General features: G+C 65.8%; 11 protein-coding genes and 2 tRNA genes. 5 read left to right on the top strand and 8 right to left on the bottom strand.

Going from position 1 to position 14,297, the window contains the following annotated elements:
- The 7 genes from G315_RS0101675 to G315_RS0101645 all read right to left on the bottom strand — a co-directional run bounded on the left by G315_RS0101675 (position 1) and on the right by G315_RS0101645 (position 6,905).
- Positions 1-327: a hypothetical protein gene (locus G315_RS0101675; protein WP_018145644.1), complete on the bottom strand. Its 327-nt coding sequence runs from the start codon at positions 325-327 to the stop codon at positions 1-3.
- 65 nt (positions 328-392) lie between these two features.
- Positions 393-469: transfer RNA gene (locus tag G315_RS0101670), tRNA-Arg, on the bottom strand.
- A 329-nt stretch (positions 470-798) separates the two neighbouring features.
- Positions 799-1,716: an HPP family protein gene (locus G315_RS0101665; protein ID WP_026338806.1), complete on the bottom strand. Its 918-nt coding sequence runs from the start codon at positions 1,714-1,716 to the stop codon at positions 799-801.
- A 194-nt stretch (positions 1,717-1,910) separates the two neighbouring features.
- Positions 1,911-4,166, bottom strand: coding sequence for a bifunctional diguanylate cyclase/phosphodiesterase (locus G315_RS0101660; protein ID WP_019611772.1), 2,256 nt, complete (start codon positions 4,164-4,166; stop codon positions 1,911-1,913).
- The gene (locus G315_RS0101655; RefSeq protein WP_026182106.1) at positions 4,163-5,026 is read right to left on the bottom strand and encodes an alpha/beta hydrolase; all 864 of its coding nucleotides are present in this window, start codon (positions 5,024-5,026) and stop codon (positions 4,163-4,165) included. Before G315_RS0101655 ends, G315_RS0101660 begins: the two co-directional genes overlap by 4 nt.
- 204 nt (positions 5,027-5,230) lie before the next feature.
- A complete protein-coding gene (locus tag G315_RS0101650) occupies positions 5,231-6,061 on the bottom strand; it encodes an OmpA family protein (RefSeq protein ID WP_018145648.1) in 831 nt (276 codons plus the stop codon).
- Between the two features lie 4 nt (positions 6,062-6,065).
- Positions 6,066-6,905, bottom strand: coding sequence for a motility protein A (locus G315_RS0101645; RefSeq protein WP_018145649.1), 840 nt, complete (start codon positions 6,903-6,905; stop codon positions 6,066-6,068).
- A 121-nt stretch (positions 6,906-7,026) separates the two neighbouring features.
- Here G315_RS0101645 and G315_RS0101640 point away from each other — a divergent pair, with 121 nt between their 5' ends.
- The 5 genes from G315_RS0101640 (at position 7,027) to G315_RS0101620 (ending at position 12,426) form a co-directional block, all read left to right on the top strand.
- Positions 7,027-7,617, top strand: coding sequence for a LemA family protein (locus G315_RS0101640; protein WP_018145650.1), 591 nt, complete (start codon positions 7,027-7,029; stop codon positions 7,615-7,617).
- Positions 7,618-7,630: 13 nt separating this feature from the next.
- Positions 7,631-9,598 (top strand): M48 family metallopeptidase, encoded by a 1,968-nt coding sequence (locus G315_RS0101635; protein WP_018145651.1) that lies wholly within the window; start codon positions 7,631-7,633, stop codon positions 9,596-9,598.
- Positions 9,599-9,656: 58 nt separating this feature from the next.
- A tRNA-Leu gene (locus G315_RS0101630) sits at positions 9,657-9,743 on the top strand.
- A gap of 19 nt (positions 9,744-9,762) precedes the next feature.
- Positions 9,763-10,071, top strand: coding sequence for a GIY-YIG nuclease family protein (locus tag G315_RS0101625; RefSeq protein ID WP_019611771.1), 309 nt, complete (start codon positions 9,763-9,765; stop codon positions 10,069-10,071).
- 93 nt (positions 10,072-10,164) lie between these two features.
- Complete coding sequence (locus G315_RS0101620; protein ID WP_018145653.1) at positions 10,165-12,426, top strand: diguanylate cyclase domain-containing protein; 2,262 nt, start codon at positions 10,165-10,167, stop codon at positions 12,424-12,426.
- Here G315_RS0101620 and mnmD read toward each other — a convergent pair.
- Positions 12,387-14,240, bottom strand: coding sequence for a tRNA (5-methylaminomethyl-2-thiouridine)(34)-methyltransferase MnmD (gene mnmD, locus G315_RS0101615; RefSeq protein WP_019611770.1), 1,854 nt, complete (start codon positions 14,238-14,240; stop codon positions 12,387-12,389). The genes G315_RS0101620 and mnmD overlap by 40 nt on opposite strands.
- Positions 14,241-14,297: the final 57 nt, after the last annotated feature.

Genomic DNA, 14,297 nt, shown 5'->3' with positions numbered 1-14,297 from the left:
TCACTCCGTCAGCAAACCCCGCAGTTCGGCCACGACGGATTCCGGAAGCAGCTGGCGCAGGACCGGGTGCAGGTCGCGTTCAACCTCTGACAGCAACGAGAGGGTGCGAATTTCCGAATGGCGACAGAGGGGGTTGCCGTACTGATTGGCCTGGATGCTGCGCTCGGCGCCCATGCTCATCAAGGCGACCCCGGGCAAACCCCGAGGTCCCTCGTCCAGGACCTCGACCAGTTCCACCATGCAGCCGTCCACCTCGCCCTGAATGCCGATCAGCGGGGCGAGGAGATCGATCATGCGGGTGGACTGTTCGGTCGTCAGCATGGCCATCCGCCTACCTTACGACCGATGCGGGCACGGCGCCAGACCGGAGATCGACGCCCGCCTTGTGAATTTGGTGTCCCCGGCAGGATTCGAACCTGCGACCTGCCCCTTAGGAGGGGGCTGCTCTATCCAGCTGAGCTACGGAGACCTAGGGAAACACTGATCCATGTACACGCTCGCGCTCGAGTCGCTTTTGCGTGCGAACAAGGCGCGGCGACTGCCGTGCAGTCATTCTGCACAAGGGAGCCGCAACGCCGTGCGCGCTCAAAAGCGGCCGATCCCCGTCTTTCAATAGCTTGTGGGGTTGGCACCCCAGGTTCCCCGATCCTGCGTTGCGCCGCTTGCGGGTAGAACCACTACCCGCTGCACGACGCGCCTTGTCTCGGAAAACCTGGGGTGCCAACGCGAGCGTGTACATGGATCAGTGTTTCCCTAGCGCGAGAGTATAAGCGCCGGGCAGGGGCAGCCCCAAACGCTTCAGTCACCCGGGGCGGATTTCGGGTCGAGCTGGTGATGGGCCCAGGCGGTGAATTCCTCTAGCGTGGCGCGGTCCTCGCCGGGGGTGTCCGGCCCTGCAAGGTTGCGGTAGGTCAGTTGCCCGTCGTCGATGCGTAATACGCGCCGCACGGCCCAGTCGGCATCGCTCTCGCCATTGCTGAAACAGTGATCCGGCTGGATCGCGTCCGGCGTGATGGGGTCGGGGTGCTGGTGATGGCGCCGGGCCAATAGGTACAGGCGTGCCAGGTCGTCTTCCGTAAGGTCGAGATACAGGTTCATTTCGCGCATGGCGTATTCGAGGTCGTCCTGGCCCAGTCCTGCTCGCTCCAGGGCAGCCAGGGGACCTTGCTTTGGGGCTTCGGGCGTCGGCGTCAGGCTGGCCGGGTAGCGCCGCCAGGGGAACGGGTAGTTGATGATTACCGCGACAACCAGCATGACCCCCACGCTGGTCAACACGGGATGCAGGAGGAACCAGGGGCCCAGGGCCTGCACCGAGTCACCCCCGAGCACCGCATAGAGCGCGGTGGCGCCGCCGGGGGGATGCAGGCAGCGCAGGTAGTGCATCAGCCAGATTGCGAGCCCGACGGCGACCGCTGCAGCCAGCAATGGGTGGGGCAGAACGTCGCGCACCAGCACCCCCACGATGGCGGCGACGGCATGACCACCGAGCACGTTCCTGGGCTGCGACATCGCCGCGTGGGGCGCAGCGAAGAGCAGCACGGCCGTGGCACCCAGAGACGCGAGGATCAGGCCGTTGATCCCGTTGTCGGTGACCGATGCTGCGACTTCCAGCGAGAGGTAGAGGCCGATCACGCCGCCAATCAGGGCAATCAGCTTGTCCTTGTGGTCGGTGGTATCGAGCCAATCCCCCAACAGGGATCCGCGTCCAGAGCGCAAACCGGCCTCCTCGTAAGTGGAAAACGGAGTATATGTTCTGCGTACGCCGTCTCCGGGTCAAATGGCATCGCTTTGACGCGGACTGGCGGAGGATGTCAGCGCGGCAGGTCTATAACGCGGCCGCACCCGGAAAACGCTAATCACAGGCTTCTCCGGAGATCCAGTTTCCGCTACGCGGCCAGCGAGCGAGGCAATCACATCCGGGAAATGCCTGCATGAGCCTGCAGGACCCGTGGGAGGCCTTGCGAAACCGGGGCAGGGTGCCCGAGATGGTAGCCCTGTGCGAAATCGAACTTCAGGGCGCGCACCCGGCTGAGTTGTTCGGCGGTCTCGATCCCTTCCGCCACGGTGGTGTAGCCCACATCGCGAATCATCTGGACCAGGCCCTCGAGGATGTGGTGCTGGTCCGGCACATCCAGGCTGCGTATCAGGGTGATATCGAACTTGACGGTATCCACGGGCATGGAGGCCAGATAGCGGATGGAAGAGTAGCCGCTGCCGAAATCGTCGAGGGCGACGAGAAATCCTTGCCGGCGCAATCGCTGGAGATTTTCCGTCGCCAGTCCGATCTCGGTGATCAGGGCGGTCTCCGTGACCTCGAGGATGATTGGCCGGTCCTGTAGGAAGGGGACGAAGGCCTCCAGCCACTGGGTAACTCCGGCATTCACGATGGTGGGGCCCGACAGGTTGATCGAGATACCGACCTCAGGCGGGATGAGGGAGGCTCGCAGATCGCCGAGGATGCGGGTTAGTACGGCCCGGTCCAGGTCGACCTCCAGGCGGCGCGCCTCGACGACGGGGAAGATATCCGCGGGTCCGATGACCTCGCCCTGGTGTTCGATACGCAGCAGGGCCTCGACATACGAGCGATGGTGCTCGTTGAGCGCAACCACTGGCTGGTAGGCCATTCGGATCCCGGTTCCCCGGGTGGTGGCCTCGTACACGGCATTGTTGATCCAGTTCGAATAAAGGCTCTGGGTATCCTTCTCCAGTTCCGGGGTGAACAGCACGACCGGCGAGGATCCGGGGCGCTTGGCCTTGTACATGGCAACGTCGGCCTGCCACTGCAGGGCAAGCATGGCCGGTGCATCGTTGCCGGGCGCGACGGCCAGGCCGATACTGATCTTGATGGGTTCCCGCACCCCGTGCTGGGTGAAATCGGTGGCCCGGATCCGCTCCTGGCAACGCTCGCCCAGGCGCTGGGCGCCCGATTCGTCGCAGTTGAGGAGAATCGCGGCGAATTCATCGCCGCCGATGCGAAACAGGTGTTCCCCCTCCCGCAAGACCTCGTCGATGCTGCACGCCACACTCTGCAGGACTGCGTCGCCCGTCTGATGGCCGTAGCTGTCGTTGATGGCCTTGAAGTGATTGATGTCGAACAGGGCAAAGCACACAGGATAGCTGTGGCGGGCGGCCAGTCGCGGAAGGGTGTCCCAGTATTCATCGAAGGCCCGGCGGTTGCGCACTCCGGTCAGGGCATCGTGATGCGCGATGCGCCAGAATTCGCGGTTCTTCTCCTCCAGGCTGGAATGGACGTCCTGGAGCCGGGCCTGGTAGGAATTCAGCGATTCGCGGATCTTTTCCGTCTCCGCGACGGGCAGCAGCCCGCCGACGCGTTTCAGCACAAGGCCCCCGGCGCTTTCGCGCAGCCGGTCGACGTGGCCGGAGATGTCGCGCAGGGGGCGGACGATCAGATAGGCCAACGTGGAGAACAGGACAAGCGTGATCACACCCAGGATGGCCCCGAGATTGACCACCGCGCCCGACAGCAAGTCCTCCACCTGATCGGCCATGGGATTGGGGCGCAGATCGAACTGAGCATGCTGCAGAAGTTCCCTCGCGGGGATGGCGTTCCGCTCGCCGAGGTCGAATCGGATCGATTCGGGATCGACATGGCGGTAGACACGGCCCTCGCGGAGGGCATCCAGGAACCGGCTCTTCAGACCGACGAAGCCGGGTGGGGACTGGGCTGCGTCCGGCGCGGGAATCGGCTCGATGACCAGCAGGAAGGGCTCGGTGTCGCCCCGTACCGCCCGTGGAGCGGGTGGCGGGAGCTCGAGTCTCCCGGGCAAGTGGTCGCTGTCCGAACCGGGCAAGGTCATTCCCTGGTGATCATAGATCCCGGCGTCCAGGATCCTGTCGGTCAGGATCCCCGCCTGGTGCATGCGATGATTCTTCCAGTAGGCATAGTAGTGCGGCGTGCCCAGTTGCTGGCGCACTTCCTCCCAGCGGGCGAACCTTGATGCCTGTTCTGCCGCCTGCGTGAGGACGTGCTCGAGCGTGCCGGCAAGCTCCTGGCGGGCGGCCTCGCGGCCACTTTCCTGGATCTCGCCGCGTAGCTGGTCGACCTTGTACCAGGTGTAGAGGCCAAAACTGGCGAGGGTGACCAGGGCGATCGCTGCTAGCAGTAGGGCATAGTGCGTGATTGACGGGGTTCGGCCAGAAATCATTGCGCGCGGTGTCCCTGGAGGACGTGCTCGATCTCGTCCAGCAGGTCGAATTCGTGAAACTGATCGAAGAAGTGGTTGGCACCCTCCACGATGCGGACCTCTGCGCCATGCTGTTGCAGGGTCTCGATCCATTCCAGGTCGATCCGGTCATCGGCGCTGCCCGCGATCAGGGTGGAAGACACACCGCACGACTGGAAGGCCCGGTTGGTACGTTGCTTGTCCCAGTCGTAGTAGGACAGGTACGCCGCGGGCGTGGTGACGTACTGGCGACAGAAACCCAGGGCATATTCCGCCAGCCCGGCCTCACCACGGGCAAGGGCAGCGCGGGCACGAGTGGCATGTTCGGGGGATTCGAACGCGGCCTCGCCGTGCCCGAAATAGGTCACGCTGATGAAGATGGCGTGGGCGACGGGGCTGCCCGGGGAGTGCGTAAGATAGTCGAGAAGGTTGATGCTGCCGGCGCTGTGTCCGATGACGACGGGTTCCTGGCCGGTCTTTGCGTACAACCAGTCGACCCAGATCGCGATCTCTTCCTGGGTGTGTTCCATGGTGTGGGTATGTACGGCCTCGCATGGCAGGCTCGCCGTGCGCCGATCGATCCCCAGTGTCAGTGTGGGGGTCAGGACCGTGAACCCCGAGTCCGCTAACGCCAAGGCGAGGCGGCGCACGGTGGGGAAGTGACGGGTCTGCAGGAAACCGTGCTGGATCAGGATCGCGGGCATGTCCGGTTCGCCCGCCCAGTACGCCGCTTCAGCCGAATCCCCGGACGACATCTCCAGGATCACGGCTGTTTCCTTGGCGGTTGCAACCGTGTTCAGGCTCAGGAGGATCACGGTCGCAACCGCTGCCGCACTTCGCAAGAACCATCCAGACATCCTTGTATCCCCCTGTCCTGACGCGCAAACCGCTAACGAAAAATCCCTGATCGCAATGTACCAGCATCCTGCGGCGGCGGCATGCGTTGGCTAATAAACACGCGTGGGTCGTACCGCCTGTCGCGCGCTCGCCGCACCGGCGAAGACCCGCTTTTTCGTCGCGGTCGAGCAACGTTGCCTGAGCCGAGCCTACTGGCCGGGATCCGTGTGTGGCACCGCATCGGTCTCCAGCATGAGTGACACACGACGGTTGGCGGCGCGGCCTTCCGGGCTGGCGTTGTCGGCAACCGGACGAGTGTCGGCCAGCCCGACCGCGCGGAGCTGGGCTGCGTCCAGCTCGCGGGCCACCAGGTAGCGCACGACGCCGCTGGCGCGAATCGAGGATAGCTCCCAGTTCGACGGGAAGCGCTCGGTCGCGATGGGGATGTTGTCGGTATGGCCTTCCACGGTGATGGTGCCGGGGTGGTCTTCCAGGATGGGGAGCAGATCCTGGAGCAATGATTGCCCATCCGGGCGCAGGTCGGCCTCGGCGGTCCCGAACAGGATGTCGTCGCGGATGCGCAGCTCCATTCGCCCAGGTTGCTCGACGACGTCCACACCCTCGGGGGCGCGCGCGCGTAATCGGCCGGCCTCGCGGCTTGGGGGCTGTTCGGCGACCACCTCCGGGCCGGAGCGCTCACCGACCGGCGCCTCCTCCAGGGCGGGCCGATCCAGCAGAGAGGAATGGACCAGGGGTTCGATGAGGGCGCTGCGGTCCGGGTGGGCCAGGGCGATCGGGCTGGCCGAGACCGCCCTCGGATCATCGTCACGCGGGTCCATGAAGGTGAGCATGATGACGAACACCACGATAACCAGGGTCAGAACGTCCAGATAGGTCAGGATCCAGGCGTGCTCGTCGTCGCGCTGGCGTTCGCCCGGGTAGGAACCGAGAAAGGCCTGCTCCGGGCGTGTGGCGGCGTGGGCATCCATCTCTGCCTGCAGCGCGTCGCGTTCGGCGGTGGAGGGGCTGGGTCCGGACATGGACTCAGCGCCGCTCCGTGGATTCGCCGCTGGCGCGTTCGTCCGCCTCGGGTTCTTCCTCGCCATTCGGGGCCGCCTGGCGGATCTCGTCGCTGTGATTCTCCATGAACGAGCGCAGGGTCTCGCGGATGTAGCCAGGTGAGCGTCCCTTGCGCATCAGCATGATGCCCTCCAGCACCATGGTCATCAGCACCACGCGCTCCTCGGTCCGGCGCTCCAGCTTGATGGCGATGGGCCGGAAGACCAGGTTGGCGAGCAGGATGCCGTAGAACGTGGTGATCAGGGCGATACCCAGGTTCACCGCGATGACGGTGAAATCGTCGTTTTCGGTGGTCAGCAGCAGGTTGATCAGGCCAATGAGCGTGCCGAGCATCCCGAACGCCGGGGCATAGGTGGCCATGGTTCGGAACATCTGCGCATCGGCCTGTTCACGGGCTCGCAGGCGCGCCATGCGCCAGTTCAGCAGGTCGGACACATCGTCCATCGGGGTGTCGTCGATAACCAGCTGGATGCCGGTGCGCAGGAACGGGTTGCGGATCTGGTCCAGGCGATCCTGGATGCGCCGCAGGTTCTGGGAGAACCAGTAGCGCGAGACCTGGACGATCTCCTCGAGATCCTGGGTGACGTCGTAGCGTTCCTCGCGGATCGCGTTGGCACCGGCGCGAAACACGCGCATCACCTCGTGGAAGGGGTAGCTCATCAGCGTGGCCGCGATGGTGCCGCCTACCACGATGCCGAGGCCCGGCAGGTTCAGAAAGGCGTCGATATTCTGCGAGGAAAACGCGATGACGCTGCCGAACACCAGCAGACTGCCAAGGATGCCGAGGAGGGTGGAGAGATTCATGCGTACTTCCGGAAGGAGACCGGGGTCAGCATAAAACACCGCCATCGTGAGCGTCTGCCTTGTCGTGCTACCCGCATTCCGGCGTACACTCGGCTCGTCGACGATCAAGGAGTGTGGCGGGATGGATATGACTTGGGTGGTACTGGGGATCCTGGTTCTGTTGGTGATCTGGGGGGTGTGGACCTACAACCGCCTGGTGACCTCGCGCAACCGGTACAAGAACGCCTTTGCCCAGATCGACGTGCAGTTGACCCGCCGCTATGACCTGATCCCCAATCTGGTCAAGGTTGCGGAACGCTACATGAGTCATGAGCGCGACACCCTGGAGGCGGTCATCCAGGCCCGTAACAATGCGAAGGAAAGCCTGCAGGAGGTCGGCGGTGATCCAACCAACACCGAGGCAGTGCGCAAGCTCTCGAGCTCGGAACAGGGGCTGTCGGGGGCCTTGGGGCGGTTGTTCGCGCTGTCCGAGAGCTATCCCGACCTGAAGGCCAACGAGAACATGATGCAGCTGTCCGAAGAACTGACCAGTACCGAAAACCGCGTGGCTTATGCCCGCCAGGCCTTCAACGATGCCGTCATGCAGTACAACATCCTGCGCGAGATGTTCCCCAACAGCCTGATTGCCAACAACCTGGGGTTCCGCCCGGGGCAGCTGCTGGAGATCGAGGACCCGCAGAAGCGCGAGCCCGTGCAAGTGAACTTCTCCTGATCACCGAGGCGTCATGAATTTTTTCGAGCAGCAGGACCGGGCGCAGCGCCGGACGCGCTGGCTATTGTTTCTGTTCGGCCTGGCGGTACTCGCCATCGTGTTGGTGATGAATGCCATCGTGCTGGTGGTGTTCGGTCAGGCAGAGCCTGTCGCTGCGGGCGAACCCTGGCTGACCCGTGAGTTCCTTGCCAGCAATGTCGCCGTGATGGTCTGGACGACCGTGCTGACGGTTGGCTTGATTGGCCTGGGCAGTCTCTACCGCACGCTCGGTCTGCGCGATGGCGGCGGGGCGGTGGCCCGCGAACTCGGCGGGACGCGGGTGGATGGCGATACCCGTGACCCGCTGCGGCGTCGCCTGATGAACGTGGTGGAGGAGATCGCCATCGCCTCCGGCGTGCCGGTGCCCGAGGTCTACGTGCTCGAGCAGGAGGCCGGTATCAACGCCTTTGCCGCGGGTTACTCGCCGGACGACGCGGCCATCGCCGTGACCCGCGGGGCCCTGGAACAACTGGACCGCGATGAATTGCAGGGCGTGGTGGCGCACGAGTTCGGGCACGTACTCAACGGCGACATGCGCCTGAACATCCGCCTGATGGGGATGCTGTTCGGGATCCTGGTGATGGCCCTGATTGGCCAGCGTGTGCTGCTCGCCATGAGCCTGTCGCGCAATAACCGCAACGCCGGGGGCATCGTCGCCGCGGGCGTGGCACTGATCGTGGTGGGCTATATCGGGCTGTTCTTCGGGCGCTGGATCCGCGCATCCGTTTCGCGCCAGCGGGAATACCTGGCGGACGCCTCGGCGGTGCAGTTCACCCGGCAGCCGGAGGGTATTTCCGGAGCGCTCAAGAAGATCGGCGCCGCCCATACCGAGCTCGGGGCGGACACCGAGGAGGTCGGACACATGCTGTTCGCTTCCGGGGCCGTCAGTCAGATGTTTTCGACCCATCCACCGCTGGTCCAGCGCATCCAGGCGATCGAGCCGGGATTCAAGCCGGAAGAACTGGAGGCCATCCGCGAGCAGATGCAGAAGGATGCCCAGGCGCGTCGTGTCGAAAAGGACGCCCAGGCCGAGGCGGAGGAACGCGACCGCGGCTCGACGGAACGCCCGGGTGGCCTGCTCCTGAATCCGGAGCGGCTGATGGAAAACATCGGCGACCCGGGGCTTTCGCAGATCCTCGGGGCGGGGCTGCTGGTGGCGGCGATGCCGGGGCCGCTGGAGCGCGCGGCGCATTCCGATGCCTGGGGTGTCGATGTCTTGTTGTATCTGCTGATCAGTAATGATCCGGAAGTTCGCGATCACCAGCTCCTGCGGATCGCCGGCACGCGGGGGGCGGAGAGCGAGTCCCACGTCCGCACCCTGCTGGAGGCCGAACCCGAGCTGCGCCCGGACCTGCGCATTCCGCTGCTGGAAATGAGCTTTCCGGTATTGCGCCATCGCCCACGCGAGGAACGCCGGCAACTGGAAGGCCTCATCGACGAACTGATCCGCGCCGACGGCCGGGTATCGGCGTTCGAATACGCGACCGGCCGTCTATTGCGGCGCCAGTTGCGCGACCTGGAACAGCCCGAACGTGCCCGCGCGGGCGGACGCGACCGGCTGGCTCGCCATGCTGCCCACGCGCAGGACACGCTGGCCGTGCTCGCGCATCACGGACACCCGGACGACCCCGACAAGGCCCGGGCGGCCCTGCGCGCGGGCATTCTGGTCCTGGCGATCGAGGATCCCACCGGCGAGGCGATTGCCGCGGCTCTGGAGCGGACTGCCGATGAGGCCGCCTGGGCCGAGGGGCTGGATAGGACGCTGGAGGCACTGGATGCCCTGCGTCCGGCGGACAAGCAGACCCTGGTCACGGCGATGCTTGCCACGATCACGCATGGCGGCCAGACGGTGGTCGCGGAAGTGGAGCTGTTGCGGGCGATCGCCGCCTCGCTGCACGTGCCGTTACCCGTCGCGGAGATGCCCGCCGCCGACGCGGAATAGTGCGGCCCGCTCCCGCGGGTGCGACGATTGGGGCCGCGCGGTATGATGCGGCCGGTCCGGGGGCGTGGCGGAACTGGTAGACGCATCGGACTTAAAATCCGCTGGGCGCAAGCCCGTGCCGGTTCGATTCCGGCCGTCCCCACCAATCATTTCTACCCGGGTGTGTGATCGTGGCCAGCCCCCAACCCTGGTACGTCTATCTCCTGGAGTGCCGCGGTGCCCGGATCTATACCGGGGTTACACCGCGGCTTGCGGCGCGTCTGGCCGCTCATCGTGCGGGGCGCGGGGCGCGTTTCACCCGAATGTACCCGCCGGAGCAGCTCCTGGGGGCGAAGGTGTTTCCCGGCCACGGCGAGGCATTGCGCGAGGAACAACGTATCAAACGCCTGCGACCCGCCGAGAAGCGACGTCTCGCGGCGACCTGGAAGAGGCAAAACGACGGGCCCGAGGGCACGCTCGATCACGAGGCGTGAGGCGAAGGTTGGTGTTACATCCATGCAACGGTTCAGCGAGGACCGGGAAAAGCGCATAGTGGGGCTCTGAGCGTCCCTGTGAAAAGATCCGGCATGCCCCAGTCCACGGACACAACGGAAGGATCCGAAGCGCGGCCAGCGGCCCAGCCGGCCGACGCCCGCACCACCGAACCGCATATCAGCGGCCCGGTGGTGGCGGCGCTGATTGCCGGGTTGCTGTTTGCCCTGCTGTTCGTGGCCATCGACCAGGGCTGGAAACAGCAGATGGCCGACCGCTATCAGCAAGCCCTGGTCTCGGAGGCAAGCAGCCTTCGGACCCAACTGGAAAGCGTGCTGAATGGCACGGTCCATGCGACGATCGGGCTTGCCGCCTATGCCTATGTCCACCCGGACCTGACCGAGGATGACTTCGACCGGGCAGCGGACCGTCTTTATCGCAGCCAACCGGAACTGATTCGCTCTCTGACCCTGGCGCGCGGCGAGATCCTTGCGCTGGTCTACCCGCGCGATGGCAACGAGGACGCGATCGGCCTCAACCTGGCGGAACATCCGGAGCAGGGCGCCTCCTTTCAACAAGTGCTGGAGAGCCGGCAAACGGTCGTCGCCGGGCCCTGGACGTTGGCACAGGGGGGCCGGGGTCTTCTGGTGCGCGCCCCGGTCCTGACCGATCCGGAAGATCCGCCGGCGTTGGCCAATCCGTGGACACTGTCGAGTATTGCGCTGGATTTCGAAACGATCCTTGGCAAGGCGGGCCTGGCCCCGCGCCCGCCCAGCCTGCAACTGGCACTGCGCGGCCTCGACGGGACCGGCGCCGACGGTGAGGTCTTCTACAACCCCGAACAGATCGACGTGGCCAGCGCGCCGCTCGCGCTCGACGTGACCTTTGCCGGCGGCCAGTGGCAGATGCTTGCACACCCTGTCCCCAACCCATCCGCCACGGAGCGCCCGGCCGCCTGGTGGGTGATGGGCGTGGTCGGGCTGCTGGCGGTCAGTGGGTACACCTTCCGTGTGGGGGAGGGCATCCGGCAGCGGCGGGAGGCCCTCACGCGCTATCAGGCGCTCGTGAATCGTCTGGCGGATGCCACTCTGGTGGTCGCGGGGCGCCGGGTCCTTTGGGCCAATCCGGCCTTTACCCGCATGACCGGCCTGTCGCCGGATCCTGGCCAGACTCTTTCGGCGCTGGGGGTGATTCAGGCCGACGATCGCCGGCGCCTTCCCCCTGCGCTCGATTTTTCAATGGCATTGGAGGAGCCGCGCGGGCGCGAGATTCGCGTCCACACGGCGGACGGAGACCAGCGGTTTCATCTACTGCGTTGGGTACCGATTGACTGGGAAGGGCAGCGGGCCTTCCTGTTGAGCTTTGTGGATGTACACGACAACCGAATGCTGTTCAACGCGTTGAGCGAGGCCCGTGATCTTCAGGACGCGCTGTTCGAGGCCATGCCCGGCGATGCCCTGGTGATCGACGACACTGGTCTCGTTCGCGCGGTCTTTGGCGAAGCGCGGCGCGGCCAGGCACCCCAGCACACGGCGGCCGGGCACACACTGGCGGAACTGCTTCCGGATGAGGTCGCGCAGCGCTTTTCCGGCGTCGTGCGCCGGGCCTTGCGCGAAGGCGAATTGCAGGAGATTCAGTACCGCCTGCAGGCGAGCGTGTTCCACGGAGGCGAGACGAGTCCGTCAACGGAGGAAACCCGCTGGTATGAGGCGCGGGTACGCCCAATCGACGCACCGTTCGAGGGTTCGTCGGCCGTGGTGTGGCACGCACTGGACGTGACCGAGCGCAAGCAGCTGGAAGACCGCATGCAGGCCCTGGCCTGGGAGGACCCGTTAACCAGAACCGCGAATCGCGCGGCGCTGGATCGGGCATTTCCGCGGCTTGCGGCGCGAGCGGATCGCAAGGAGGGACAACTGGCGCTGCTGTTCATTGACCTGGACCGTTTCAAGCCGGTGAACGATCAGTACGGCCATGCCGTAGGGGACGAGCTCCTGCGCCAGCTGGCGCAACGGCTTGCGGCCAATCTGCGTCCGGATGACCTGCTGGTGCGCCTGGGCGGAGACGAGTTCATCGTGCTGAGTGCGCCGTTGAATCGGAATCGACGCGAGGAGGCCGGGGGGCTGATTGAACGGTTGCAGGGGGCTTTCCGGCAGCCATTCGAGTTGCATCCCGGCCATATGGAACCGGTGGAGGAGACCCTCTCCTGTAGTATCGGGGTCGCCTTCTACCCCCGAGATGGTCAGCGCCTGGCGGACCTGATGATGGCCGCGGACCATGCGATGTACCGCGTCAAGGCCGCCGGACGCAACGACGTGGCCTACGCGTCGGAGGCGGCGCCAGAATCCGGCACGGAGTGACGCGCCGGGGCGAACCGAGCCGCGGTTTGCGCCTCGAGGGGTTCGACCAGACCCAGCAGATGATCGGCCAGCCATTCGCCGGCCAGTGGGGCATAGAGCAGGCCGCGCGAGCCATGCGCCAGGCTCAACAGCACCCGGCCACCGGGATCCAGCCGGCTGCGCCCGACCAGCGGCAGGCGATCGCGGACCACAGCGCGTTCCCCGGTCCATTGCGCGAGGATCTCGACTGCCTGGGCATCCTGTAGCCCCGGCACCCAGGCCAGATGCCGCAGATTGGTCTGATCATCCTCGGCCTGCGGGGACTGGGACTGTTCATTTTCGGCCCCTGGGGCCTCCGTGCGGCGATAGGTCGCCCCAATCCAGGCGGTTCCGCCGCCCTCCGGGATGCAGTAGCCCTGACCTGTTGCCACAAAGCCACCCCAATCGGGGAAGGGTGCCCGGACCCGGGTCATCTGACCGGTCACCGTGGAGATATCCGCCTGTTCCGGGCACAAGGTCGTGCCACTGCCGGCGGCTGTGGCTACCACGACCGCGTCGAAGGCTTCAGATCCGGTGTCGCTCTCGACCTGCACGGGACCGGCGTTGGACGACGGTTTCAGCGCCTGTACCGATTCCTTGCGCAGCGGCGGCAGGTCGTCGGCCACGGCCTGGCAAAAGGCCCGCATGTCGATCGCCAGACCGTCTGGGTAATAGAGGTGTGGGGCCGCGGCGGTACAACCGGGACCGCCAGGGTCAAACAGCAGGGCCGCATGTTCGGGACCCGCTTTCAGCAGACGTTCCACGCGCTTGCGTCCGTGGGCGCTGATGCCATGGAAGGCCACGCCCGTTGCCAACCGGGTGCCGTATCCGCCGATCGCGTCGAGCTGGCCGGCAAGGAAACCGGTACGGCGTATCCCCGCGAGTGCCAGGGTATTCAGCTCCCCGTCGCGAGGATGAAGGTTCGGCAACAGGACGCCCGCCGGGTTGCCGGAGGCGCCACCGCCAACACCGTTCGGGTCGAAGACCGTGACCTCCACTCCTCGCGCCTGCAGGGCATGGGCGGCGCTGAGCCCGGCAATCCCGGCCCCCACGATGGCGACACGTTGCGGTACCTCGAGGGGCGGTGACTTCGTGGGCGACTGGGTGTCTCGAAGGGTCCCCACGAGACGCTCGCGTTTCGGGCCATGACCGGGCATCCGGCGTACCTCGAACCCCGTGCTCTCCAGGTCGCGTCGAACCTGACCGGCTGCGGTGTAGGTGCCGAATGTAGTACCCGGCGCGGAAAGCCGCGCCACTTGCCGGAACACCCCGGTGTTCCACAGGGCGGGATTGCTGCGCGGCGCGAACCCGTCAAAGAACCAGGCGTCCACGGTGCCGCGGATCTGTGCAAGAAGTGGAGCGGCGTCACCCAGGCCCAGGGTCAACGCGGCCCTGGCCTCGGGGAACTGGATTCGGTGGAGTCCGGGAACCGGTGGTGGATACTGGGCCCGTAGCTGGCGGGCGTCGGCATTGTCGAGGCCCAGGCGTTGGTGCAGGGCCGCAAGGTCGGCGGGTGCGAGCGGGTGGGCCTCGAGGCTCAACAGGGACAGGAAGGCGCCGGGGGGCGCGTGGCGTCGCCACTCCTGCAGCGCCAGCAAGAGGTTGAGCCCGCTCCCGAAGCCGGTCTCGGCAAGCACGAAGCGCTGACACTGGCGGAAGCGCCGGGCGAGGTCGTTGGCCTCGATGAAGACCTCGCGCACCTCGGCATGCGGATCGCTGGAGCCGAAGTAGCCGTCCCCGTAGTCGGCGGCGAAAGGTTGTCCGTCACGCCATTCGAGGCGTGCCCAGTCGAGCAAAGTGGGGGAGAGCAAGGGTGTCGCCAAGGACCGGACCGTCACAGCCCGCCAGGCGCG

The organism is Thioalkalivibrio sp. AKL7 (assembly GCF_000381705.1).
Classification (GTDB): Bacteria; Pseudomonadota; Gammaproteobacteria; order Ectothiorhodospirales; family Ectothiorhodospiraceae; genus Thioalkalivibrio; species Thioalkalivibrio versutus.
The sequence above is the reverse complement of the archived record's forward strand: the minus strand, read 5'-3'. Positions and strand labels throughout refer to the sequence as shown.

Coding starts and splice junctions, on each gene's coding strand:
- G315_RS0101675 (WP_018145644.1), bottom strand. CDS start 327: ATGGCCATGCTGACGACCGAACAGTCCACCCGCATGATCGATCTCCTC.
- G315_RS0101660 (WP_019611772.1), bottom strand. CDS start 4,166: ATGATTTCTGGCCGAACCCCGTCAATCACGCACTATGCCCTACTGCTA.
- G315_RS0101650 (WP_018145648.1), bottom strand. CDS start 6,061: ATGTCCGGACCCAGCCCCTCCACCGCCGAACGCGACGCGCTGCAGGCA.
- G315_RS0101645 (WP_018145649.1), bottom strand. CDS start 6,905: ATGAATCTCTCCACCCTCCTCGGCATCCTTGGCAGTCTGCTGGTGTTC.
- G315_RS0101640 (WP_018145650.1), top strand. CDS start 7,027: ATGGATATGACTTGGGTGGTACTGGGGATCCTGGTTCTGTTGGTGATC.
- G315_RS0101635 (WP_018145651.1), top strand. CDS start 7,631: ATGAATTTTTTCGAGCAGCAGGACCGGGCGCAGCGCCGGACGCGCTGG.
- G315_RS0101620 (WP_018145653.1), top strand. CDS start 10,165: ATGCCCCAGTCCACGGACACAACGGAAGGATCCGAAGCGCGGCCAGCG.